The sequence below is a fragment of the Pseudomonas sp. FP2309 genome (assembly GCF_030687575.1).
Classification (GTDB): Bacteria; Pseudomonadota; Gammaproteobacteria; order Pseudomonadales; family Pseudomonadaceae; genus Aquipseudomonas.
In genome coordinates this window covers 3,160,348-3,185,991 of the sequence record NZ_CP117439.1, presented here as the reverse complement: position 1 = coordinate 3,185,991, position 25,644 = coordinate 3,160,348, and the positions used below count along the sequence as shown (strand labels likewise).

The following is a 25,644-nucleotide window of genomic DNA, read 5'->3' as shown; positions in this document are numbered from 1 at the left end:
ACTTCAAGCGACGGCAACGACGTCGAGAATGCGCTGCACCACGCGATCCTGGTCAATGCCGGCGGCTTCGGCCTCGAACGACAAGATAATGCGGTGGCGCAGCACGTCGAACAGCACGGCCTGGATATCTTCCGGGCTGACGAAGTCGCGACCGGCCAGCCAGGCATGGGCGCGCGCGCAGCGGTCCAGGGCAATGGAACCGCGCGGGCTGGCGCCATAGGCGATCCACTCGGCCATCTCGGGGTCGAACTTGGCCGGCGTGCGCGTGGCCATGACCAATTGCACCAGGTATTCCTCCACCGCGTCGGCCATGTACAGGCCGAGGATTTCCTTGCGCGCGGCGAAGATCGCCTGCTGGCTGACGCGGCGTTCGGGTTTGGTTTCCCCATTGAGGGCTTCGCCACGGGCCTGTTGCAGGATACGGCGCTCTACGGCGGCGTCCGGAAAACCGATTTTGACGTGCATCAGGAAGCGGTCGAGCTGAGCCTCGGGCAATGGGTAGGTGCCTTCCTGCTCGATGGGGTTTTGCGTGGCCATCACCAGAAACAGCGGCGACAGGTCATAGGTACTGCGGCCCACGCTGACCTGGCGCTCGGCCATGGCCTCGAGCAATGCCGACTGCACCTTGGCCGGTGCGCGGTTGATTTCGTCCGCCAGCACCAGGTTGTGGAAGATCGGCCCTTGCTGGAACACGAAGCTGCCGGTTTCCGGGCGATAGATCTCGGTGCCGGTGATGTCGGCGGGCAACAGGTCGGGGGTGAACTGGATACGATGGAACTGCGCTTCAATGCCCTCGGCCAACTCTTTGATGGCCTTGGTCTTGGCCAGGCCCGGCGCGCCTTCTACCAGCATATGGCCGTCGGCAAGCAAGGCGATCAGCAGGCGATCGATGAGTTTTTCCTGGCCGAGAATCTGCGTAGAAAGAAAGGTTCGCAGCGCGAGCAGCGCTTCACGATGTTCCATCGATGACGGTTCCTGGAAAGATGAGCCCGTGTGCGGTGAGGCAAACACCGGGCTGGGGGGCATTACTTTAATGCATCGAGGGGTACGGCGACTAACGACGTAACGGGTATTTTTGGCAAAACTTGTAGGATTTTTGTGTAGGCCGCGATGGGGGGGGCGCTCACCCCAACGACAGGCCCGTTCACCCCAAATAGCACCATGCCGCTCGCAAACCCGCTTAGAGCCGGGTGTAGGTGCCCGTGCCCTTGAGGATGTTCTGCAAGGTTTCTTCCACCTCGGCCAGGTCGGATGCGGCCGTGGCGTGGGTGATTTGCAACTGATCCTTGCCGCCCAGTGCATCGGCATCACCGGCCGCGAGCTGTACCAGCAGGGTGGTGGCGCCCAGCGTGACCTTCAGCCCGTCCAGGGTCGAGGGCTCGTAATCCCAGGTCAGTTCCACTTCATCTTCGTCCGGATAACGGGTCAGCATGAACATCTCGCCGTTCTTGCCGTGGCAGCAAAGCATGGCCATGTTGTCTTCTTCGTCGTCACACGGGGTGGCCATCAGGGCGTCGGTTTTCAGCTGCAGCATGGGGAATCCTGGGTGGGGTGGGGCGTTGCGCGAGGCAATTGTGCCATTGTGGCGAATGTTCTGCTGCATCCTGTGTCACGCGTTGGGCATGACCTGGCGGGTAAAATCAGTCATTTTCAGTACTCAGAGCGGTGAAAATCGCCTGTTTCGGCGCCGCAAAACCAGGGTTGCACCCGTCGCAACCTGGACCCTGCTTACCGATGACCGAATATGTCGCAGCGCTGCAAGAGTGGTCTTCCTACACTCGCTAAGCTGCGCAACGGATGTGCATTGGCCAGGCGTCTGACCTGCCCGTCGTACCGTCACCCGGCTGGATGCGCATCTTATGGAAGTTGTATGTGACCTGACTGTCCTGTCCAGCTTCACCCACCTGTCACCCTGATTCGTTTATGGTGCTTAACTCGTTACCAGCGATCAGCGCTGACGGTCTCCCCGCAAGGGGATAACACGCGACGCTTCCATCAATAACAAGCCCAAGCGGAGTACCACAGATGGCGTTCTTCACCGCAGCCAGCAAGGCCGACTTCCAGCATCAACTGCAAGCGGCACTGGCGCAGCACATCAGTGAACAGGCACTGCCACAAGTGGCGCTGTTCGCTGAACAATTCTTCGGCATCATTTCCCTGGACGAACTGACCCAGCGTCGCCTTTCCGACCTGGCCGGTTGCACCCTGTCTGCCTGGCGTTTGCTTGAGCGCTTCGATCACACCCAACCGCAAGTGCGGGTCTACAACCCCGATTACGAACGTCATGGCTGGCAGTCGACCCACACCGCGGTCGAAGTGCTGCACCATGACCTGCCGTTCCTGGTGGACTCGGTGCGTACCGAGCTGAACCGTCGCGGCTACAGCATCCACACCTTGCAGACCACCGTGCTCAGCGTGCGTCGCGGCAACAAAGGCGAGCTGCTGGAAATCCTGCCAAAAGGCACCCAGGGCGAATGCATCGGGCAAGAATCGCTGATGTACCTGGAGATCGACCGCTGCGCCAACGCCGCCGAGCTGAGCGTGCTGAGCAAAGAACTCGAGCAGGTATTGGGCGAAGTGCGCGTGGCCGTGGCCGATTTCGAGCCAATGAAAGCCAAGGTCCAGGACCTGCTGGCCGGTCTCGACGCCAGCCGGTTCGAGATCGATGGCGAAGAAAAAGCCGAGATCAAGAACTTCCTGGAATGGTTGGTGGGCAACCACTTCACCTTCCTGGGCTATGAAGAATTCGTGGTACGTGACGAGGCGGACGGCGGTCATATCGAATATGACGCCAGCTCCTTCCTCGGTCTGACCAAACTGCTGCGCGCCGGCCTGACCGCCGACGACCTGCGCATCGAAGACTACGCCGTGGCGTACCTGCGTGAACCGACCGTGCTGTCGTTCGCCAAGGCCGCGCACCCAAGCCGCGTGCACCGTCCGGCCTACCCGGACTACGTGTCGATCCGCGAGATCGATGCCGACGGCAAGGTGATCAAGGAACACCGCTTCATGGGCCTGTACACCTCGTCGGTGTATGGCGAAAGCGTGCGGGTCATCCCCTATATCCGCCGCAAAGTCGCCGAGATTGAGCGCCGTTCGGGCTTTCAGGCCAAGGCGCACCTGGGCAAGGAGCTGGCGCAGGTCGTTGAAGTGCTGCCCCGCGATGACCTGTTCCAGACCCCGGTCGACGAGCTGTTCAGCACCGTGATGTCCATCGTGCAGATCCAGGAACGCAACAAGATCCGCGTGTTCCTGCGCAAAGACCCGTACGGCCGTTTCTGCTACTGCCTGGCCTATGTGCCGCGCGATATCTACTCCACCGAAGTGCGCCAGAAGATCCAGCAAGTGCTGATGGATCGTTTGAAAGCATCGGACTGCGAATTCTGGACGTTCTTCTCCGAATCGGTACTGGCCCGTGTCCAACTGATTCTGCGGGTAGACCCGAAGAACCGCCTCGACATCGACACGCTGCAACTGGAAAAAGAAGTGGTGCAGGCCTGCCGCAGCTGGCAGGACGACTACTCCAGCCTGGTGGTGGAAAGCTTCGGCGAAGCCCAGGGCACCAACGTGCTGGCGGACTTCCCGAAAGGCTTCCCGGCCGGTTACCGCGAGCGTTTCGCCGCGCATTCGGCCGTGGTCGACATGCAGCACCTGCTCAGCCTGACCGAAGCCAACCCGCTGGTGATGAGCTTCTATCAGCCGCTGGGCCAGGTTTCCGGCCAGCGTGAGCTGCATTGCAAGCTCTACCACGCCGACACCCCACTGGCGCTGTCCGATGTGCTGCCGATCCTGGAAAACCTCGGCCTGCGCGTGCTGGGTGAATTCCCCTATCGCCTGCGTCATGCCAATGGCCGTGAGTTCTGGATCCATGACTTTGCGTTCATCGCCGCCGAAGGCGTGAACCTGGATATCCAGCAGCTCAACGACACCCTGCAGGATGCGTTCGTGCACATTGTGCATGGCGATGCCGAGAACGATGCGTTCAACCGCCTGGTGCTGACCGCCGGCCTGCCATGGCGCGACGTGGCGTTGCTGCGTGCCTACGCCCGTTACCTGAAACAGATCCGCCTGGGCTTCGACCTGGGTTATATCGCCAGCACCCTGAACAACCACACCGACATCGCCCGCGAGTTGACCCGGTTGTTCAAGACCCGCTTCTACCTGGCGCGCAAGCTCACCGCCGACGATCTGGACGACAAGCAGCAGCGCCTGGAACAAGCGATCCTCAGCGCCCTGGACGATGTTCAGGTGCTCAACGAAGACCGCATCCTGCGTCGCTACCTGGACCTGATCAAGGCTACCCTGCGCACCAACTTCTACCAGACCGACGCCAACGGCCAGAACAAGTCCTACTTCAGCTTCAAGTTCGACCCACGTGCCATTCCCGAGCTGCCCAAGCCGGTGCCGAAGTTTGAAATCTTCGTCTACTCGCCACGGGTTGAGGGTGTGCACCTGCGCTTCGGCAATGTTGCGCGCGGTGGCCTGCGCTGGTCCGACCGTGAAGAAGACTTCCGTACCGAAGTGCTGGGCCTGGTAAAAGCCCAGCAGGTGAAGAACTCGGTGATCGTGCCGGTGGGCGCCAAAGGCGGTTTCCTGCCGCGTCGCCTGCCGTTGGGCGGTACCCGGGACGAGATCGCGGCCGAAGGCATCGCCTGCTACCGCATCTTCATTTCCGGCCTGCTGGACATCACCGACAACCTCAAGGACGGCGCCCTGGTGCCTCCGGCCAACGTCGTGCGCCATGACGACGATGACCCGTACCTGGTAGTCGCAGCGGACAAGGGCACCGCAACCTTCTCCGACATCGCCAACGGCATCGCCATCGACTACGGCTTCTGGCTGGGCGACGCGTTTGCCTCCGGTGGTTCGGCCGGTTACGACCACAAGAAAATGGGCATCACCGCCAAGGGCGCGTGGGTGGGTGTGCAGCGCCATTTCCGTGAGCGCGGCATCAATGTGCAGGAAGACAGCATCACCGTGGTGGGCGTCGGCGATATGGCCGGTGACGTGTTCGGTAACGGCCTGTTGATGTCGGACAAGCTGCAACTGGTCGCGGCCTTCAACCACTTGCATATCTTCATCGACCCGAACCCGAACCCGGCGACCAGCTTCGTTGAGCGTCAGCGCATGTTCGAGCTGCCGCGTTCGGCCTGGAGCGATTACGACACCAGCATCATGTCCGAGGGCGGCGGTATTTTCTCGCGCAGCGCGAAAAGCATTGCCATCTCGCCGCAGATGAAAGAGCGCTTCGACATCCAGGCCGACAAGCTGACCCCGACCGAACTGCTCAATGCCTTGCTCAAGGCGCCGGTGGACCTGTTGTGGAACGGCGGGATCGGCACCTATGTCAAGGCCAGCACCGAAAGCCATGCCGACGTGGGCGACAAGGCCAACGACGCCTTGCGCGTCAATGGCAACGAGCTGCGCTGCAAAGTGGTGGGTGAGGGCGGTAACCTGGGCATGACCCAACTGGGTCGTGTGGAATTCGGCCTCAATGGCGGCGGTTCCAACACCGACTTTATCGACAACGCCGGTGGTGTGGACTGCTCCGACCACGAAGTGAACATCAAGATCCTGCTCAACGAAGTGGTACAGGCCGGTGACATGACCGACAAGCAACGCAACCAGTTGCTGGCGAGCATGACCGACGAAGTCGGCAGCCTGGTGTTGGGCAACAACTACAAGCAAACCCAGGCGTTGTCCCTGGCTGCGCGCAAGGCTTACGAGCGCGCCGCCGAGTACAAGCGCCTGATGAGCGACCTGGAAGGCCGTGGCAAGCTGGACCGCGCCATCGAGTACCTGCCGACCGAGGAGCAGCTCACCGAGCGCGCTTCGAACGGCAAGGGCCTGACGCGTCCGGAGCTGTCGGTGTTGATCTCCTACAGCAAAATCGACCTCAAGGAAGCCTTGCTCAAGTCCCAGGTGCCGGATGACGAGTACCTGACCCGCGACATGGAGACCGCGTTCCCGCCAAGCCTGGTGGCCAAGTTCTCCGAGGCCATGCGTCGCCACCGTCTCAAGCGCGAGATCGTCAGCACCCAGATCGCCAACGATCTGGTCAACCACATGGGCATCACCTTCGTTCAACGCCTCAAAGAGTCGACCGGCATGAGCCCGGCGAACGTGGCGGGTGCGTATGTGATCGTGCGTGACATCTTCCACCTCCCGCACTGGTTCCGTCAGATCGAAGCCCTGGACCACCAGGTGTCTGCCGAGGTGCAACTGGAGCTGATGGACGAGCTGATGCGCCTGGGGCGTCGTGCTACGCGCTGGTTCCTGCGCAGCCGCCGCAATGAGCAGGACGCCGGGCGCGATACCGCGCACTTCGGTCCGCACCTGGCTGCGCTGGGCCTCAAGCTCGACGAACTGCTGGAAGGGCCGACCCGCGAAGGCTGGCAGACCCGTTACCAGGCTTACACCGAAGCCGGCGTACCTGAGTTGTTGGCCCGTATGGTGGCGGGCACTACGCACCTGTACACCTTGCTGCCGATCATCGAAGCCGCTGACGTCACCGGGCATGACGCCGCCGAAGTGGCCAAGGCTTACTTCGCCGTCGGCAGCGCGCTGGACTTGCCATGGTACCTGCAGCAGATCAGCGATCTGCCGGTGGCCAACAACTGGCAGGCCCAGGCCCGCGAAGCGTTCCGCGACGATGTGGACTGGCAGCAACGGGCGATCACCATTGCTGTTCTGCAAATGGCCGACGCGCCACAAGACATGGAAGCCCGTGTGGCACTGTGGCTTGAGCAGCACCAGGACATGGCTGATCGCTGGCGCGCAATGATGGTGGAAATTCGTGCTGCGGTCGGCACGGACTACGCCATGTATGCAGTGGCCAACCGTGAATTGCTCGACCTGGCGTTGAGCGGTCAGTCGGTGCTGCAACCGGCTTGATCAGGCGGTAACACAAAAGCCCCCGTATCCTCAGATACGGGGGCTAATGAGAGGGTCACCCCCAACACCCTGTGAGGGCTACGCTTTCACGGGGTGTTTTTTGTTGGAACACCCGCAATCAAATAAGGGTGGATCTGGGGAGGGCTTTCTCGCTCCGGTTCAGTGGCGCTTGAGTAATTTGCTTTCCAGGTGATCCAGGTGCTGGGTCATCAGTGTCACCGCGGTGTTCGAGTCCCGGTGCTCAATCGCATCCACAATCGCCACGTGCTCCTGCCACGCGCAATACGTGCAGGCCCTGGCTTCCAGTTGCGCGATAATCAGCGACGTCAACGGCACGAGGCTGTTGAGGAACTGCGCCAACGGACCGTTCCCCGCCATCACCGCCAGTTGCAGGTGAAACTCCCCCGACAAGCGAATCGCCGGTCCACGTTGGTCGCGCTCTATGCAGTCGCGTTCGCGGGCGATCAACTCGCGCAGTTGGCGTATCTGTGCGGACGTGGCCTGGGCACACGCCAGTTTCACCACGGTGATTTCGGTCATGCGCCGCGCTTCGAGGATCTGCCGCGCCTGCTGGGCATCCGGCGCCGCCACTTGGGCGCGCTGGTTGGGGCGCAGGATGATTACCTGCTGATGGGACAGCTTGGCCAGCACCCGGCGGATCACGCTGCGACTCACACCAAAGCTTTCACCCAGGCTTTCCTCGGTAAAGCGGCTGGCGGGCGCGATGCGCTGCTCGAGGATTGCGTCGAACAGCCGTGGATAGATGTCATCCACCGAAGGCTTTTTACCGGCCACCAGGCGCAGGGCGGGGAGGAGCGGCTCGCGTTGCAGGGCGTGGGCGGTCATGGTCGTCTCCATAAAGTCAGCTGCCCAGATGGTCATCCGGGATGTTCAGGGCGATGCCCATGCGCAGGCCTTCCTGAAGGATGTGCCGACGCATCTCGGCACTGGCCAGGGCGCTGTTCTTGTTGCGGATGGCGCGCACCACCGCTTCGTTTTCCTGAAGGCGTTCGGCCAGGTGCTCGGGGGAGTTGCGCAGCACTTGGGCGCTTTGCTTGAGCGCGTTGCTGGTCTGCTGCACCACGTTCTGGAAGATCGGGTTGGAGGTGAGGGCGAACAGTTCTTCGTGGAAGCCGAGGTAGGCGTTCATGCCCGCTTCGGCGTCACCTGCGTCGAGGGCTTCGCGCATGTCCATCAGGGTCAGGCGCAGTTGCCCGACTTCCTTGCTGCTGATGGACTGGGCCACCAGGCCAACAATGAACGGCTCCAGGGTGTAGCGCAGTTGCAGGATGTCTTCGAGGCTGGCGTCGGCCACCGCGTCGCTTGACTGTGGTTCGCTGACGCTGGTTTCCAGCACCACCACGCCTTTGCCGGGCATTGAACGCACCAGTCCGAGGGTTTCCAGCACGATCACCGCCTCGCGCAGGCTGGGGCGGCTGATACCCATCTGTTCGGCCAGTTCGCGCTGGCCGGGGAGCATCTCGCCGCGGCGCCACTGGCCCCGCGCCAGGGCGGCGCGCAGTTTTTCTACGACTGAATTGACGACGGTTGAGGTGCTGATCACGTCGTACGCTCCTTAAAAATGAATGAGGGGCCGGCTTCCCGGCCCTGTACTGTCAAAACTCCTGATGCGCCGGCAGTACCGGCTTCTTGGCCTGGAAGGCGTACCCTTGCTGGCCGTCGAGCACCTTGTTGGCGCGCTGGATGTCGATGTCCTTTTCCCAGCGGGCGATGGCTACGGTAGCGACGCAGTTGCCGATCAGGTTGGTCAATGCGCGGCCGATGCCCATGAACCAGTCCACCGCCAGTACCAGCACCAGGCCCACCACTGGAATCGCCGGAATGGCGGTGAGCGTTGCCGCCAGAATCACCAGCGCGGAGCCCGGAATGCCATGGGCGCCTTTGGAGGTGATCAGCGAGACCAGCAGGATGGTCAGCAAGTCGGTCATCGACAACGGCGTGCCGGTGGCGTTGGCGATAAACACGATAGCCAGGGTCAGGTAGATCGAGAAACCGTCGAGGTTGAACGAATACCCCGTTGGAATCACCAGGCCCACGGTGGAGCTGCCGATGCCCAGGTGTTCGAGTTTGCGCATGACCTGCGGCAGCACGGCATCGGAGGAGGCAGTGCCCATGACGATCAGCAGTTCTTCACGCAGGTACTTGAGCAGCGGCAGCATGCGCAGCCCTGACAGGCGCATCACCGCGCCGAGGATCAGTGCGACGAACGCCAGGCAGGTCAAGTAGAACAAGCCCACCAGGCTGCCCAAGTGTTGCAGCGAATCCAGCCCGTAGGTGCTGGTGGTGAAGGCGATGGCGCCGAACACGCCGATCGGCGCCAGACGCACGATCATGCCCATGATGCGGAAAATGACGTGGCTCAGCTCGTTGATCAGCCGAGTGATGCCGGAAGCCGCTTCGCCCACCAGGTTCAGCGCGCTGCCGAACAGTACGGAGAACAGCAGCACTTGCAGCACGTTGTTCTCGGCAAATGCGCCGATCACCGAGTTGGGGATCAGGTCCATCAGGAATTGACTGGTGCCTTTGATGTGCTGACCTTTGTCGGCCAGTTCATTGAGGCCGGCGGAGGACAGTTGCTCCAGGTGGATGTTGGCGCCTTGGCCGATGCCGGTGCTGAACGCCAGAACCAGGCCGATCACCAGGGCGATGGTGGTGAGTACCTCAAAGTAGATCACTGACTTGAGGCCGATACGCCCGACTTTCTTCAGGTCGCCGGCGCCGGAAATACCGCTGACCACCACGCAGAACACGATCAGGCCAATCAGCATTTTGATCAGCTTGATAAAGCCGTCACCCAGGGGTTTGAGTTGCGAAGAGAATTCGGGAAGGGCCAGGCCGCAGGCGATGCCGAGCATCAGACCAATCACGACTTGCAGGAAAATCGAACGCGAGCACCATCTGAGCATGGGAGGGATCTCTATTCGGTGCCCTGGTGGTTCCAGGGCTTAATTGTTGTGGTCATACCGGTAAGTCCAGTGCGTCGCCAGTCTAGGCCAAGTATTTTTGAAATAACAAGTCATTATTCGTCGAATGACGGGTTCCGGTCTGACCAGTTGGTCGCTCAGGGTCAGGCTTGAGCCATTGGCGGGGTGCGAAATTTTTCGCTTATGATCCGTTTTCGGCACATGAGGTGATGGATGGACGCATCAGGACTGATTACCGACCCGGCCGGACGCACCCATTGCGCGTGGCGCACGTCGGCAGCGGAGTATCCGCATTACCACGACCATGAGTGGGGCGTGCCGGTGGCGGTTGATATCCAGCTGTACGAGAAGATTTGTCTGGAAGGCTTCCAGGCGGGCATGGCGTGGATCACCATTCTGCGCAAGCGTGAGCACTTCCGGCAGGCGTTCGACGGCTTTGATTTTCGCCGGGTGGCGCAGTACGGCGAGGCAGATATCGAACGCTTGATGCAGGATGCGGGCATTGTGCGTAATCGGGCCAAGATTGTTTCTGCCATCAACAATGCGCGCAGGGCCTGTGAGCTGGTGGATGAAACCGGCTCGCTGGCGAGGTGGCTATGGACGTTTGAACCCGGCCCGCAAGAGCGTCCGGCCGTGGTGGACCTGGCTTATTGGTCGGGCAATCCCACCTCGCCGGCCTCGGTAAGGTTGTCCAAGGCCTTGAAAAAGCGTGGCTGGACGTTCGTGGGGCCGACCACGATGTATGCGTTGATGCAGGCGATGGGGATGGTCAACGACCATCTTGAAGGCTGCTTGTGCCGTCAGCGCATTGAAGCGCTGCGGCGCGAGTTCAAACGCCCCTGAATGCCTGGCTGGACGCGGTCAAACCTGTGCCCGCCGTTGGGGCGATTTACTGCGACAGGGGCGTCAGCACTAACGACCAAACTGCCGCAAAGCCCCTTAGGCAATCTGCTGAAGAATGCTGCGCACCTTGTCCAGCGCCGGGTCGATGTCCAGGGTTTCGATGGCGCCAAAACCGATAATCAGCCCCGCACGCACGGGGGCGTCGTGGAAGAACACTTCCAGCGGATACAACCCTACCTGCGCCTGGCGCGCCAATGCCACCAACTGTGGAATATCCACCGGCACCGTGCACAGCGCGGCCAGATGGAACCCGGCCACGCTGGGCACGGCCTCGAACCACGGCGACAGATCCCCGGCCAGGCGTTGCAGGATGCGTTCACGGCGCCCGGCATACACCGTATGGCAGCGCCGAATATGCTTGAGCAGATAGCCTTCGCTGATGAACTTGGCTAGCGCCCATTGCGCCAGCGTGGAGCTGTGCTGGTCGGTCAGTTGCTTGGCTTTGATCAGCGCGCCGTGGATCGCCGGCGGCAGCACCAGGTAGCCCAGGCGCAGCTCGGGCAGCAGGGTTTTGGAGAAGGTGCCGACGTAGGTGACCACGCCACGGGTGTCCATACTTTGCAGCGAGTCGGTGGGGCGACCTTCGTAGCGGAATTCGCTGTCGTAATCGTCCTCGATAATGATCGCCCCCAATTCGAACGCGCGCGCCAGCAACGCTTCACGACGCGCCCGGCTCATGGGCATGCCGAGGGGGAATTGGTGGGATGGCGTCACATAGATCAACCGCGTCCCGTCGGGAATCTTCTCGACCACAATGCCCTGGTCATCCACCGGCACGCCGGCGACGCGGGCGGCCATGGCCATGAACAGCTGACGCGCGGGGCTGTAGCCGGGGTCTTCCATGGCGACGATGCTGCCCGGTTCCAGTACCACGCGGGCGAGCAGGTCGAGCGCCTGCTGCGCGCCGTTAGTCACGACGATGTCGTCATCGCCGCATTTGACGCCACGGGAAAACGCAATATGCCCGGCAATCGCACTTCGTAGCGACGGCAGGCCTTCGGGCTGGCTGTAGAAGCCACTGTTCTGCGCAATGCGCCGCAGCGCATCCTGGGTGCAGCGGCGCCATTCATCCTGGGGGAACTGCTGGCGGCTGGTGGCGCCGCCGATAAATTCGTAACGCAGGAGGCTGTCGTGGGTGGGGTGGCGCATGGGGGTGGGCAGCGACTGCCATTTGGCCAGGTTGGCGGCGCAGGCCAGGTCGGTGGCGGTGAGTTCACGCTCAGGTGCCGGTGCCCACGCATTGACGAAGGTGCCCCGACCGATCCTGCCGACCAGCAGGCCTTCGTACGTCAGGTTGGCGTAGGTGTCGGAAACGGTTTTGCGTGAGATACCCAACTGCTCGGCGAGCAGGCGGCTTGGCGGCAGTTGTGCGCCTGCGCACAGTCGCCCGGTGGCGATGGCTTCGCGCAATTGCTGATAAAGCTGGGCGGCGAGGTCCTTGCGGCCGGTGATGACGATGTGCAATTCCATGTTTCATCCTGAGACAGATCGATCTGCGCCAAGGTTACGCGCAAATCGATCTGAACAAACCAGGCGATGTCAGGACAGGAAACCACCGTCCACATTCAGCGACACGCCGGTGGTGTAGCTGGACGCGTCACTGGCCAGGAACAGCACCGCACCCGCCATTTCGCTCGGGTCGGCCACGCGCTTGAGGGGGATCTGCGCCAGGGCCATTTTCAGGATGGCGTCGTTCTTTACCAGGGCTGAGGCGAACTTGGTGTCGGTCAAGCCCGGCAGCAGGGCGTTGCAACGGATGCCGAACTCGGCGCATTCCTTGGCGAACACCTTGGTCATGTTGATCACGGCGGCCTTGGTCACCGAATAGATGCCCTGGAACACGCCCGGCGAGATGCCGTTGATCGACGCAACGTTGATGATGCTGCCGCCGCCGTTTTCGCGCATCAGCTTGCCGGCTTCCACCGACATGAAGAAGTAGCCGCGAATGTTCACGTCAACGGTTTTCTGGAACGCACCCAGGTCGGTGTCCAGTACGTTGCAGAACTGCGGGTTGGTGGCCGCGTTGTTGACCAGGATATCCAGGCGACCGAACTGCTCGCGAATGCCGGCGAACACTTGAGTGATCTGCTCCATCTCACCGATGTGACAGGCCACCGCCGTGGCTTTGCCGCCGTCGGCGATGATCGCGTCGGCGACGTGCTGGCAGCCTTCGAGCTTGCGGCTGGATACGATCACGTGGGCGCCTTGCTGGGCCAGCAACTTGGCGATGGCCTCGCCGATGCCACGGCTGGCGCCGGACACAAACGCAATTTTGCCGTCGAGGTCGAACAGATGAGTCTTGGACATGGGGGTTCCTTGTTTTTGTGCGATCAGAGGGCTGATTGACGAATGACGTTCAGGCTCATCTGCTCCAGCAGTTTGTTCATCTGAATGAACTGCGCAAAGCGTTTGTCCTGGGTCTGGCCATGGAAAAAGCGGTAGTAGATCTGCTGCACGATGCCAGCCAGACGGAACAGGCCGTAGGTGTAGTAGAAGTCGAAGTTGTCGATCTGGATGCCTGCGCGTTCGGCGTAGTAGTCGACGAACTGGCGACGGGTAAGCATGCCGGGGGCGTTGCTCGGCTGGCGGCGCATCAATTGCACCGGTGCCGGGTCGGCGGCTTCGATCCAGTAGGCGAGGGTGTTGCCCAGGTCCATCAGCGGGTCGCCGAGGGTGGTCAGTTCCCAGTCGAGCACGCCGATGATCTGCATCGGGTTGTGCGGGTCGAGGATTACGTTATCGAAACGGTAGTCGTTGTGCACGATGCTCGAGGTGGGGTGGTCGGCGGGCATCTTGTCGTTGAGCCAGGCGGTTACCGCTTCCCATTTGGGCGCGTCGGGGGTCAGGGCTTTTTCGTAGCGCTCGCTCCAGCCGCGGATCTGGCGCGCCACATAACCTTCGGGTTTGCCCAGGTCGCCCAGACCGCAGGCGGTGTAGTCCACCTGGTGCAGTTCGACGAATTTGTCGATAAAGCTTTTGCACAGCGCCTGAGTCGCCGTGGCGTCCAGCCCCAGTTCGGCGGGCAGGTCGGAGCGCAGGATGATGCCGTTGACGCGCTCCATCACGTAGAACTCGGCGCCGATCACCGACTCGTCGGTGCAATGCACATAGGCTTTGGGGCAATACGGGAAACCGTCTTTAAGCCTGTTAAGAATGCGGAATTCGCGGCCCATGTCATGGGCGGACTTGGCCTTGTGGCCAAAGGGCGGGCGGCGCAGCACGAATTCCTGGCCGGGGTATTCCAGCAGGTAGGTCAGGTTGGACGCGCCTCCCGGAAACTGGCTGATCGTGGGGGTGCCGCTCAGGCCTGGAATATGGGCCTTGAGGTAGGGATCGATCAGGCTGGCATCAAGTTCTTCGCCAGGGCGAATCTGGGTCGATTGGTCGTTCAGCGCCATGCTTATCCCTTCTGCTTATTCTAGAGGCCTCGGACTATTTCCTAATCTAATGCGCACAGCCGCCCAGCGACAAGGTCGGGGCGGCTTAATAGGTTAGCGTGTTGGAGGATAATCAGCGTGCCTGATCGGTCATTTTACGGGCGGCGGCAACGCCACCGGCGTGAGCACCTGGCGCCCCGCGAAGTGCTCCACCAGGTTGTCGGCCACCCGTTGCACGGTGTCATGAGCCGCCTCGGGCGACAGGCCGGCGACATGGGAGGTGAGCACGGTATTGCCGAGGCGCTTAAGGGCGTCGGGCACCTCTGGCTCGTCATCGAACACATCCAGGGCGGCGCCGCCGATGCGGCGTTGTTCAAGGGCAGTAATCAAGTCGGCAGTGACCACCACGCTGCCGCGGCCGATATTGACCAGATAACCATTGGGGCCCAGGGCGTCGAGCGCGTTGCGGTCGATCAGGTGGCGCGTGCCGGCACCGCCGGGGGTGGCCAGGATCAGGAAGTCCGAGGTGCGCGCCAGTTCCACGGGGGTGGCGCAGTAGGTGTAGTCCACGTCGTCCCGTGGCTGGCGATTGTGATAGCTCACTTGCATGCCGAACCCCAGGGATGCGCGCCTGGCGATCTCCAGGCCCACGGCACCCAGTCCGAGAATGCCCAGCTGCTTGCCACCCAGCGAGGGGCGCATGACCTTGGGCCATTCGTTGCGGCGCACGGCGGCGTCGGTCTGCGGGATGCCGCGCACCAGAGACAGCAGCAGCGCCATGGCGTGGTCGGCCACCGAAGGTGCATTTACCCCGGCGCCGTTGGTGACGACGATCCCGCGATTGCTGGCGGCCTGCAGGTCGACATGTTCATAGCCGGCGCCGATCACGCAGATGATTTCCAGCAGCGGCAGGGCGGCGATTTCCTCGGCGTACAGGCCCAGCGGGCCACGGGTCAGCACCGCCTGGACCTGGTCGCCGTGGGCCTTGATGGCCTGGGCGCGTTCGAGGGGCGTGGGCGCCAGAATCACGTGAAAGTCATTGCTCTCGATAATGGGCAGGTAGTCGTTGATGGTTTCAACCAGGACCAGAACAGTGGCGGGCATGGGCGGCTCTTGCTATGGGCTTCGATGCCTGGATTATGCGGGATTTTGTAAGCAGAAGCGCCCGCAGGCGAAAGAAGTCGGCCCGGCACGCCAGCGCTCGCGCGGGGCGGCGGGCGCTGTGCGTGGATTTGGGCGTCAGCGGGTTTGTCGTGCCTTGTCTTGTTGCGCCTGGGCGATGTCGCGGAAATCGTAAGTCGGGAAGAACTCGGTGCGGTAAGCGCCCCAGGCGGTGTTCTCCAGGGCCAGATTCACCGCCGACAGGCGCGAAGCGGGAAAGCGCAGCACCACGACCTGGCCGATACCCATGGTGATATTCCAACTGACCACCTCGACCCCGGCAGGCGGAAATACTTTATAGAACTCTTGTTTATCGAGTTGGGCCCGCAGTTCGCTTAATGGGCGCGATTGGTCGTGTTTGAGAAAAACCGTCAACATGATGGCATTGTCAGTTGTAATAGCCGGTTCTGTTACGCGGCTGGGGGATTGGACTTGTGCGTGGGCCCCGGCAGTAATAAGGGCGCAGAGGAAGGCAGTGGGAAGTACGCAGGATTTAAACAAGGCGTGCATAGGTGGTCACCTGTTGATGAACAGTGGGGTGCAAGTTTTCAAGGGGTGTGCCGGGCTTGGCTGTTATTGCGCATAGGCACTGGAAGGGGTGGTTTGAACCGTACCTGTATAGGGGGCATGAACGACGTAGATACGCACGGGCGCATTGGTTTCGATCATGTCGCGGGGCACTTCGCGGGAGTAGGTGAACGCCTGGTTATTCAGCGCCTCCAGGCGGCGCACGACCGTGCGGTTGGGGCCTTTGTCGGGCACGAGGATATGGGTTTTCCCGTCGCCGGTGACCATGAAGTAGCCCCCGCCGCCGTGCTCATACTTCGATAGGCCTGTGTCCGTGTAGAAAAACTCATAGCGATTGCGGTCGGGGTCCCACATGGAGATGCCAACTACGCCGGGGTATTTGTCTTTGACGTCGATGTCCGGGGCACCTTCAAGGTAGACCTTGGTTGTCAGCCAGCGGGGCGATGAGGCGAACGCGCGGACATCAGGCTCGGTCTGTATCGATTGTGCATGGGTGATGGAGGGGACGAGCAGTGCGGCGAGAAACAGGCGTGCAGCCATAACGCGGTATGTTTTCATGGGGAAATCCTGACCTGAAGTGGGTCACTTATTGTTATTTAAAATTGATCAATATCGATCGGCTACTCATAGAAAGAGTGCACGGAATATAAGTGTGATGAAAAACGCGCTCAATGCCTGTGAACAGGTCTGTAACAATGATTCTGCAAAACAAGGTTTAAATAATAATTACGTCTGAAGTGTAAGTAGGTGGTTTCCGAAAGTGCGCTTTAAGTGATTAGGTCTGTAGATGTTTTCTTGTATATGTGCAGCCAAAAGCACGCCCCCTTGAAGGCGTCGAGTCGATTGTAAAAACCACTGCACCGCATCACCGTTCCTCAGCTAAGTCTTTGCTTATTCACGAGAATCCCGGACAATCCGGCCCCTTCTATGGTCGGGACGCTGCCTGTCAGGTTTTTCTGACTCGTCCCGGCCGTGCAAATGCGGAGATCCGACCAGATGAATGATCAGGCCAATAGCGTCGACGAACGCTATGAGACGACACCTGCACCCCTCTCAAGCTGGAGCCGCCAGGACACCACCTGGATGCTCGGTCTGTTCGGCACCGCCATTGGCGCCGGTACTTTGTTTCTGCCGATCAACGCGGGCCTGGGTGGTTTCTGGCCTCTGGTGATCCTCGCGCTGCTGGCGTTCCCGATGACCTTTTTCGCGCACCGTGGCCTGACCCGCTTCGTGCTGTCCGGCCGTGCAGGCTCGGACATCACCGACGTCGTCGAGGAACACTTCGGCATCAAAGCCGGTGCGCTGATCACGTTGCTCTACTTCTTTGCGATTTTTCCGATCCTGCTGATCTACAGCGTGGCGTTGACCAACACGGTCGGCAGCTTCATGGAGCATCAGTTGCATATCCTGCCGCCGCCGCGGGCAATCCTGTCCTTCGTGCTGATCCTGGGCCTGTTGGCAGTGGTGCGCTGCGGTGAGCAAGTGATCGTCAAGGCCATGAGCCTGATGGTGTACCCGTTTATCGTCGCATTGCTGTTTCTTGCCGTGTACCTCGTGCCGCATTGGAATGGCGGCATTCTCAGCACCGCGAGTGTGGTGCCGGCACCGTCCGCGTTGCTCAACACGTTGTGGCTGGCGATTCCAGTGATGGTGTTCTCGTTCAACCACTCGCCGATCATTTCGGCCTTCGCGGTAGACCAGAAGCGCCAGTACGGTGATCGCGCCGATGAGCGCAGCTCGCAGATCCTGTCCCGCGCGCACCTGTTGATGGTGGTGATGGTGCTGTTCTTCGTGTTCAGCTGCGTGCTGACCCTGTCGCCGGCACAGCTGGCCGAAGCGAAGGCGCAGAATCTGTCGATCCTGTCGTATCTGGCCAACCACTTCAACAACCCGACCATCGCATTCGCTGCGCCATTGATTGCGTTCGTGGCGATTGCCAAGTCGTTCCTGGGCCACTACATAGGCGCCAGCGAAGGCCTTAAGGGGTTGGTGCTCAAGAGCGGTCGTCGCCCAGCGGCGAAGACGCTGGACCGCATGACGGCGGCGTTCATGTTGGTGGTGTGCTGGATCGTCGCCACGCTCAACCCAAGCATTCTCGGCATGATCGAGACCCTGGGCGGGCCGGTCATCGCGTCCATCCTGTTCCTGATGCCGATGTACGCCATCCGTAAGGTGCCGGCCATGGCCAAGTACCGTGGGCAGGCGTCCAACGTGTTTGTCACGGCGGTAGGCCTGGTGGCGATTACGGCCTTGGTGTATTCGTTTATTGCTTGATGCCCAGCACGGTCTTTCAGGCCGTGAAGCGCTCGCGCATGTGTTTTGTGGTGACACAAAAAGCTGTGTTCCAGGCATAAAAAAACGCCGCGCATCTTTCGATACGCGGCGTTTTTTACATCAACACCTTAGGCTTGAATCACCGGGATGTTGGCGCTTGCTGCGATCTTGCGGAACTCAGCGATCTGGTCGAAGTTCAGGTAGCGGTAGACGTCACTGGCCATGGTGTCCAGTTTCGCTGCGTAGCCCATGTACTCTTCGACGGTCGGCAGGCGACCCAGAGTGGAGGCCACTGCCGCCAGCTCAGCCGAAGCCAGGTAGACGTTAGCACCATCACCCAGGCGGTTCGGGAAGTTACGGGTCGACGTCGACACCACGGTGGAGTTCGGTTCTACCCGTGCCTGGTTACCCATGCACAGCGAGCAGCCCGGCATTTCCATGCGTGCGCCAGCCTTGCCGTAGATGCCGTAGTAGCCTTCTTCGGTCAGTTGGTGAGCGTCCATCTTGGTCGGCGGCGACAGCCACAGACGGGTTGGCAGCTGACCCTTGACCTGTTCCAGCAACTTGCCGGCCGCGCGGAAGTGACCGATGTTGGTCATGCACGAACCGATGAACACTTCGTCGATCTTCTCGCCGGCAACGCTGGACAGCAGACGAGCGTCGTCCGGGTCGTTAGGGGCGCAGAGGATTGGCTCGTTGATTTCCGCCAGGTCGATCTCGATGACTTCAGCGTATTCGGCGTCGGCATCGGCTTCCATCAGCTCAGGGTTGGCTACCCAGGCTTCCATCGCTTGGGCGCGACGTTCCAGGGTGCGTGCATCGCCGTAGCCTTCGCCGATCATCCAGCGCAGCAGGGTGATGTTGGAGTTCAGGTACTCGGTGACCGACTCTTTGGACAGCTTGATGGTGCAACCGGCAGCCGAACGTTCGGCCGAGGCGTCGGACAGCTCGAAAGCCTGTTCCAGCGTCAGGTCGTTCAGGCCTTCGATTTCCAGGATGCGGCCGGAGAAGGCGTTTTTCTTGCCTTTCTTTTCTACGGTCAGCAAACCGGACTGGATCGCGTAGTAAGGAATGGCATGAACCAGGTCACGCAGGGTGATGCCAGGTTTCATCTTGCCTTTGAAGCGCACCAGGATCGATTCCGGCATGTCCAGTGGCATCACGCCAGTGGCTGCGGCGAACGCGACCAGACCGGAACCGGCCGGGAACGAGATGCCCATCGGGAAACGGGTGTGGGAGTCGCCACCGGTACCGACGGTGTCCGGCAGCAGCATGCGGTTCAGCCAGCTGTGGATGATGCCGTCGCCTGGACGCAGCGATACGCCGCCACGGGTCATGATGAAGTCAGGCAGGGTGTGGTGGGTGGTCACGTCGATCGGCTTGGGGTAAGCCGCGGTGTGGCAGAAGGACTGCATCACCAGATCGGTCGAGAAGCCCAGGCACGCCAGGTCTTTGAGTTCATCACGGGTCATAGGACCTGTAGTGTCCTGGGAACCGACGGTGGTCATCTTCGGTTCGCAGTACGTACCTGGACGAACGCCTTTGCCTTCCGGCAGACCGCAGGCCTTGCCGACCATTTTCTGCGCCAGGGTGAAACCTTTGCCGGTGTCGACAGGGGCTTCAGGCAGCTTGAACAGGTCGGTAGGGCCCAGGCCCAGCTCGGCACGCGCCTTGTCGGTCAGGCCACGGCCGATGATCAGCGGGATACGGCCCCCGGCACGGACTTCGTCCAACAGCACCGGGGTCTTCATTTCGAAGGTGGTGAGGACTTCGTCGGTGCCGTGTTTGCAGACTTTGCCAGCATGGGGGTACAGGTCGATCACGTCGCCCATGTTCATGTTGGTCACGTCGAATTCGATCGGCAGTGCGCCCGCATCTTCCATGGTGTTGTAGAAGATCGGAGCGATCTTGCTGCCGAAGCAGAAGCCGCCGGCGCGCTTGTTCGGCACGTAAGGCACGTCGTCGCCGAAGAACCACAGTACGGAGTTGGTCGCCGATTTACGCGAAGAGCCGGTACCGACCACGTCACCGACGTAGGCGATAGGGAAGCCTTGACCGCGCATTTCTTCGATCTGCTTCATCGGGCCGGTCTTGCCTTGCTCGTCTGGCACGATGCCTTCACGGGCCATTTTCAGCATGGCCAGGGCGTGCAGCGGGATGTCTGGGCGGGACCAGGCGTCAGGCGCAGGAGACAGGTCGTCGGTGTTGGTTTCGCCGGTCACCTTGAACACGCGCAGGCTGATCTTGTCGGCCAGGGTAGGGCGGTTGCGGAACCACTCGCCGTCAGCCCAGGATTGGATCACGGACTTGGCGTGCTCGTTGCCGTTGCGGGCTTTTTCAGCCACGTCGTGGAACGCATCGAACATCAGCAGGGTGTGCTTGAGTTGGGCGGCGGCGACAGGCGCAAGCGTGGCGTCGTCCAGCAGCTCGACCAGCGTCACGATGTTGTAGCCGCCTTGCATGGTGCCAAGCAGTTCAACCGCGCGCTTTTTGTCGATCAGAGGGGAAGTGGCTTCGCCCTTGGCCAGGGCAGACAGGAAACCGGCCTTGACGTAGGCAGCTTCGTCAACGCCTGGTGGAATGCGGTTGGTGATCAGGTCAACGAGGAATTCTTCTTCGCCAGCCGGGGGATTTTTCAGCAGCTCGACCAGGCCTGCGGTTTGTTCGGCGTTAAGCGGCTGGGGAACGATACCCAGTGCTGCGCGCTCTTCGATATGTTTGCGGTAGGCTTCAAGCACAGTTATTACCCTCATCAGTGGTCCCACGGGACGCTCATCCAGAAATGAACGGCACGCATGCGCTCGGGGGCTTTTTGGGCCGCAAAGCCAGCGCTGCCGACATTCCTCACAGAAGCTGCTTTCAAAGTTTTACGCCTGCAGAACGGGGCTGATGAGGGTTGGCGCTGGTTATCTACCTACCGGGTAATAACCATCGCCAACACCGTTCTGAAGGAACGACTGTGCTCGTGACGCTTTGAAAACAGCTTCCAGCGGATTATTGGCGCCTTACAAGGCCGGGTGATTCTACGGCAAAAAATGTCTAAAGGTAAGTTGCCACCGCAAGTTTGCTGGGTGATCACTCTTAGACAAAGGGCTAACATGGCGCATTGTTTCGCTGATTAGCGTGCCGTTGCCCATGCCCAACCCAACCATCAAAACCCCCTGTGTCGGCCTGTGCTCCACGGTTTACGGTGATCTGGTGTGCCGCGGCTGCAAGCGCTTCCACCACGAAGTGGTCCAGTGGAACGGCTATCACGAAGAGGAAAAACGGGCGGTCTGGCTGCGCCTGGAGCAATTGCTGGTGCAGGTGATGGCCGGCAAGCTGGAGGTGTTCGATCCCGCGGCCCTGCGCGGCCAGCTTGAGCAGCGCAAGATCCGCTTCGTGCCGCACCAGTCGCCTTACTGCTGGGCCTACCAACTGATCGCACGGGGCGCGCGGGTGATTTCCAATCTGCAAGCTTATGGCATGGTGCTGCTGCCGGAGTTTCGCGACTGGCCGCTGCCGGACCTGCGCGATGCCATCGACCGCGAGTTCTTTATCCTGTCCGAAGCCCACTACCAGCGCTATATCGCGCCGGGGTTTCTCGAAGAGGCGTTGGCTGCGCCGCAGCCCGATACGTTCGATTGATCCTTTAATCCAGCCTGCCACTCGTCGGCACTGTCATTTCTGACAGGTTGACCTTGCGCCTGCACGGGCGCTTTCTGTCCTCACGGCGCGCACAGGGCGCATCGCATACGAGGAGATTCAAAATGGCTGACACCCCTGTTGTTACTGCTGATGACTACCTGGATCCACCATTCGTCCCCTACGCGGTGCGGCCCGTCGTGGGTGCGACATTCGGCGTGGGGATTCGCCATATTGAAAACAGTCTGCACGTGTCGTTGTCGCGATGGGCGGCGCTTCAGGCCGGCGATGTTTATGAAGTCCATGTCGGTCATGTCATGGCGTCCGGTACGGTCCTGGATAGCCAACTGGACCAGAGCCTTTTCCACCTGGCAATCCCCCGTGAAGCCTTGCCTACCGGTTTTGTACCGCGCTGTTATGCGCGGGTGGTGCGAGCAGGCAGTGAGCAGGTCAGCACGTCTGAAGAGCAGACGTGGTTTATCAAGGACACGCGCCCAGGCGGTGTGGATAAAGACCCCGGCAAGCCGTTCCACTCCGAGTTGCGTGTGCATTTGCCGGAGGATCTGCAAAAACCGGGCGTCGTGCTCGACCCCGACCGCGCAGCCGAAGGCGTGATATGCACCATTGACCCTTACCCCAAGATGCGCGTGCGCGACACCATCGAGCTGTTTTGGAATGGCTATCCGGTGACGCTGAAGTTGGATGAGGGGCACGTCAATAAAACCAAGCCCATCGCCCTTCTGGTGCCACCTGCGGTGATTGCCAACGGCGGCAGCGGCGAGGTGAAAATCCGCTTCCGGGTATTTGACGAGGTGCGCAACTATTCGGGTGAGCTGCAGCAATGGTCCGACGCCGTGAGGCTGGACAGCGACCTTGACCCCAACCTGCTGATGGCGCCGTACTTTCTGGTGGATGGCATCGAGTTCTCCGATGTGAATCTCGACACCCAGACCGGCAGTGCATTCGCCGTCGAACTGATCGTGCCCGGCAGGCTCGCGAATGGCAGCGCCGTGCCGCGTAACGTACAGGTGGTGGTGAAACTCAGCGGTGTGCGTGCTGATGGCACGACGCTGAACACTACGCTGCCGACCCTCATCAGCAACCCCAACCGTGCAGCCGTTGCGCCGGTCGATGAAAGCATTATCGAGGAGCTGCTCAACGGCACGTTGAAAGCCACCTACGAATTGCAGTACCCCAAAGGCACCGTGCTGGGCACGTCCCGCGTCATGGTAGTGAGCGTGTATGGCACCGTCACCAACATGCCTGCCGTCAGTGTGCTGGAAGCGGATATCGATCTGATCGACCCGAGCCTTCCGTTCATCACCGTTGTGTTTCCGGACTACACGCCTTATGACGCGAATTACAGCGAAACCCTGCGGCTGGAGGGCACACGCCCTGGCGGCGGTCTGGAAGTGTACGAGCAGACCCTGCTGGCCGGCGCACCACCACCGCCTGCGCGCTCGCGAACAGTGCCGCGCAGTGAATTCGAGCGCTTTATCGGCCTGGCGAACGTGAGGATGGTGTATCAGGTGGACGATGGCACGGATGACGATGCGCAGACGTTCCGAGAGTCCGACGCTTTTTATGTAAAGTTCGGCGAGCCGTCAGCCGAACTGCCCAAGGCGTTGATTCAAGGCGTCGACTCAGCCGGCAACCTTGATCCGGACAGCCTGGTCAACCAGGCCATCGTGACGCTGCCTTATGTCAACACCGTCGCTGGCGACCGCTTTGTCTGGCGCATGGTGGGCGATAACGAGGGCGGCAGTACCGGCAACGCGCAATCTCCGATTGTGCTCAACGGCAGTACGGCGGGTAAGGCCGTTGCGTTCCCGTTGGCCAAGGCTTTTATCGTCGCCAACCTCAATGCCGAGTTTCGCTTTACCTACACATTGATTCCGGCAGACGGTGGCCCGGTTCTGCGTTCGGAGGTGTTGCTGGTCAGCGTGGGCATGGCGCTGGGTGAGTTGCGCGCGCCGCAAGTGCTGGAAGCCACTCAATCGCCCGACGAACTGGCGCCAGGGGCCGTCGTGGGCGGGGCCACCGTACGCGTAAGCTTTCCGCGAATGGCAGCGACCGACAAGATTCGTATGCTGTGGACGGGCCTTGCCGGGCCAGGCAGCTACGAGGAAACCAAGGATGGCACCAGCGACAATATTGTCGACTTCACTGTGCCGCCGGAGGTGATCGGGGTCAGCCTGCTACCAGGTGGGCGCGACATCAGCGTGCAATATTTTGTCATTCGTAATGGCCAGGAGGCTCCTTCGCCGGTGCTGACATTGCGGCTTCTGGCGATCAAGCCTATTCCGGTGGCCACGATCGAGAACATCGGTGACCGCGAAGTGCTGGATGTAAACCAACTGACGGGCGCTGAACGCACGGTGATCGGGATCTGGCGCTTTATCCATAAAGAGCAACGGATGTGGATGGAGTACCACGGCGTAAATGAGGACGGCTCGGCCTATTTCGAAAAAACCTACACGGCGAACCTGGTGACGGCCGACGGCGAAGCCCAAGGCATCATGCCGCCTGCACCGGTGGATAAACTGCGCAAACTCAAGGACGGCTCGGTCCTGACGATCACCTTCAAGGTCGCTTATGACCGCAGTTCGACCGAAGCCAATGCTATTGCTTTCCCCTCGCGCACATACACGGTTCACACCGTGCCGGAGTTCAACCTGCAGTTTCTGGATCAGCCTTACTCGGTCGGTCCCAATGGGCGCCTGGATAAGGTCAGGCTTGATGCCGGCAGCGATATCACGGCGCCGGTGAAAGTCACGCTGACGTTGCCGGAGGGTTTCAGCTTTCAGGATGGCACGGCAGGGAGTAAGGAGTTCACCACGGATGCCAATGGGAAGCTTGCGATCGCGGGTATCAAATGTTCGGGTAATGCGGGGACGTACCCTATAACGGCGAAGCGCGGAACGAGCAGTTCGAGTGCCGAGATTGATGTTAAGCGCTTGTTGGCTGCAGGGGCGTATACCTATTTGCCAGGAAGACCGGAAGCTATCGCGCTGGCGCCGGACAATTTGTACGCTTATATCACTATTCGTGCGGTTGCGCTGATTGCAAAAGTTGATTTAAGTTCAGGTAATATTGTTAAGGAAATTGATGTTGTGAAGCCGGGTGGTAGGTTGAAAGTCTCCCCTGATGGGTTAAAAATTTATGTCGCTTCTCAGGATGCTGTACTCGTTATTAGTGTGAGTGAGGATAGGATGGTGAAGTCTATACCTGTGCTCTACGGGACTTATGATTATCCAATTGATTTTAGTCCTGATGGGAAATATGCAGCTGTGTTATCTCATTTGCCGTGGCAGAACATAGGGGGCATCGAACGGTATTCTTGTAATTTAAACAGCATTGATACTGAAACTGATACGGTAAACAAAGTTTGTCATTTGGGCTACGGCCGTTCAGCCGGCGGGGTTTATTGCACAAACGAAAAAATTGTTTATACGTTAAGGGCCAGGTACTTTGGAGTGATGCGTACCAACCTTTTATCAGGGGTGACGGATGTCATTTATTCGGAAGCTTCGACTGGCAATGTTCACGACCTTATTATCAGCCACGATCGTGAGAGCATATATGTTTGCACTCACGCGAACGGGAATAATGTCTTTCAAATGAACATGTCTACATTGGCTACTAATTTCCGTTCAGTTAATTTGCCAGCGCCGCAAGCGATTGCCATAAATTCGCTGTCTACTCTTATGGTGGTCTGGTCGTTTGCTGCTGACACATACTTGGTTGATCTTAAGAGTATGGTAATAATAAGGCGTATGGCGGCTACTCGGTGGGGGGGCGCCGTGTTCAGCCCTTCCGAAAAATATGTTTACTTGTGCGAGATTGAAAAGAACAGGCTAAGTGTCGTGCCCGTTTCTTGAGATAATTAAACGTACTGGCTGTTGTAGTAAATAACAATTCGGTAAGTAGGGTCGCCC

The 25,644-nt window shown here is 60.3% G+C and carries 17 protein-coding genes; 5 read left to right on the top strand and 12 right to left on the bottom strand.

All coding sequences use genetic code 11. The features are described from left to right. Positions 1 to 3 precede the first annotated feature (3 nt). Together PSH59_RS14485 and PSH59_RS14480 are read right to left on the bottom strand one after the other, a co-directional pair. Positions 4 to 963: a MoxR family ATPase gene (locus PSH59_RS14485; RefSeq protein WP_003174327.1), complete on the bottom strand. Its 960-nt coding sequence runs from the start codon at positions 961 to 963 to the stop codon at positions 4 to 6. 217 nt (positions 964 to 1,180) lie between these two features. Then, a complete protein-coding gene (locus tag PSH59_RS14480) occupies positions 1,181 to 1,534 on the bottom strand; it encodes a hypothetical protein (protein ID WP_305393004.1) in 354 nt (117 codons plus the stop codon). A 491-nt stretch (positions 1,535 to 2,025) separates the two neighbouring features. On the opposite strand from PSH59_RS14480, the gene PSH59_RS14475 reads away from it, so the two are divergent. Next, positions 2,026 to 6,894 carry an NAD-glutamate dehydrogenase gene (locus tag PSH59_RS14475; RefSeq protein WP_305393003.1) on the top strand — a complete coding sequence of 1,623 codons (4,869 nt, stop codon included), beginning with the start codon at positions 2,026 to 2,028 and terminating at the stop codon, positions 6,892 to 6,894. A gap of 159 nt (positions 6,895 to 7,053) precedes the next feature. Here the strand turns inward: PSH59_RS14475 and PSH59_RS14470 are convergent, their stop codons facing one another. From PSH59_RS14470 to PSH59_RS14460, 3 genes are read right to left on the bottom strand one after another with little or no spacing between them, the layout of a single operon-like run. Then, a complete protein-coding gene (locus PSH59_RS14470) occupies positions 7,054 to 7,740 on the bottom strand; it encodes a GntR family transcriptional regulator (protein WP_305393002.1) in 687 nt (228 codons plus the stop codon). A gap of 16 nt (positions 7,741 to 7,756) precedes the next feature. Next, positions 7,757 to 8,458: a FadR/GntR family transcriptional regulator gene (locus PSH59_RS14465; RefSeq protein WP_305393001.1), complete on the bottom strand. Its 702-nt coding sequence runs from the start codon at positions 8,456 to 8,458 to the stop codon at positions 7,757 to 7,759. Between the two features lie 52 nt (positions 8,459 to 8,510). Next, the gene (locus PSH59_RS14460; RefSeq protein ID WP_248081132.1) at positions 8,511 to 9,836 is read right to left on the bottom strand and encodes a C4-dicarboxylate transporter DctA; all 1,326 of its coding nucleotides are present in this window, start codon (positions 9,834 to 9,836) and stop codon (positions 8,511 to 8,513) included. Positions 9,837 to 10,052: 216 nt separating this feature from the next. Here PSH59_RS14460 and PSH59_RS14455 point away from each other — a divergent pair, with 216 nt between their 5' ends. Then, positions 10,053 to 10,682, top strand: coding sequence for a DNA-3-methyladenine glycosylase I (locus PSH59_RS14455; protein ID WP_305393000.1), 630 nt, complete (start codon positions 10,053 to 10,055; stop codon positions 10,680 to 10,682). Between the two features lie 96 nt (positions 10,683 to 10,778). Here PSH59_RS14455 and PSH59_RS14450 read toward each other — a convergent pair whose 3' ends face one another. The 6 genes from PSH59_RS14450 to PSH59_RS14425 all read right to left on the bottom strand — a co-directional run bounded on the left by PSH59_RS14450 (position 10,779) and on the right by PSH59_RS14425 (position 16,366). Further along, complete coding sequence (locus PSH59_RS14450; protein WP_305392999.1) at positions 10,779 to 12,212, bottom strand: PLP-dependent aminotransferase family protein; 1,434 nt, start codon at positions 12,210 to 12,212, stop codon at positions 10,779 to 10,781. Positions 12,213 to 12,281: 69 nt separating this feature from the next. Continuing rightward, positions 12,282 to 13,049, bottom strand: a complete 768-nt coding sequence (locus PSH59_RS14445; RefSeq protein WP_122488127.1) for an SDR family oxidoreductase — start codon at positions 13,047 to 13,049, stop codon at positions 12,282 to 12,284. Positions 13,050 to 13,072: 23 nt separating this feature from the next. Further along, positions 13,073 to 14,140: a phosphotransferase family protein gene (locus PSH59_RS14440; RefSeq protein WP_248080727.1), complete on the bottom strand. Its 1,068-nt coding sequence runs from the start codon at positions 14,138 to 14,140 to the stop codon at positions 13,073 to 13,075. A gap of 129 nt (positions 14,141 to 14,269) precedes the next feature. Next, a complete protein-coding gene (locus PSH59_RS14435; protein WP_305392998.1) occupies positions 14,270 to 15,223 on the bottom strand; it encodes a 2-hydroxyacid dehydrogenase in 954 nt (317 codons plus the stop codon). 135 nt (positions 15,224 to 15,358) lie between these two features. Further along, on the bottom strand, positions 15,359 to 15,790 hold the full coding sequence (locus tag PSH59_RS14430; protein WP_305392997.1) for a hypothetical protein: 432 nt from the start codon (positions 15,788 to 15,790) through the stop codon (positions 15,359 to 15,361). A gap of 63 nt (positions 15,791 to 15,853) precedes the next feature. After that, entirely contained in the window at positions 15,854 to 16,366 is a 513-nt protein-coding gene (locus PSH59_RS14425) for a DUF4822 domain-containing protein (protein ID WP_305392996.1), read from the bottom strand. A 438-nt stretch (positions 16,367 to 16,804) separates the two neighbouring features. On the opposite strand from PSH59_RS14425, the gene PSH59_RS14420 reads away from it, so the two are divergent. Next, positions 16,805 to 18,082 (top strand): serine/threonine transporter, encoded by a 1,278-nt coding sequence (locus PSH59_RS14420; RefSeq protein ID WP_305392995.1) that lies wholly within the window; start codon positions 16,805 to 16,807, stop codon positions 18,080 to 18,082. Between the two features lie 128 nt (positions 18,083 to 18,210). Here PSH59_RS14420 and acnB read toward each other — a convergent pair whose 3' ends face one another. After that, on the bottom strand, positions 18,211 to 20,820 hold the full coding sequence (gene acnB / locus PSH59_RS14415) for a bifunctional aconitate hydratase 2/2-methylisocitrate dehydratase (protein ID WP_248081135.1): 2,610 nt from the start codon (positions 20,818 to 20,820) through the stop codon (positions 18,211 to 18,213). Positions 20,821 to 21,217: 397 nt separating this feature from the next. On the opposite strand from acnB, the gene PSH59_RS14410 reads away from it, so the two are divergent. Together PSH59_RS14410 and PSH59_RS14405 are read left to right on the top strand one after the other, a co-directional pair. Further along, positions 21,218 to 21,709, top strand: coding sequence for a DUF1289 domain-containing protein (locus tag PSH59_RS14410; RefSeq protein ID WP_305392994.1), 492 nt, complete (start codon positions 21,218 to 21,220; stop codon positions 21,707 to 21,709). Positions 21,710 to 21,831: 122 nt separating this feature from the next. Continuing rightward, positions 21,832 to 25,587 (top strand): YncE family protein, encoded by a 3,756-nt coding sequence (locus tag PSH59_RS14405; RefSeq protein WP_305392993.1) that lies wholly within the window; start codon positions 21,832 to 21,834, stop codon positions 25,585 to 25,587. Positions 25,588 to 25,644: the final 57 nt, after the last annotated feature.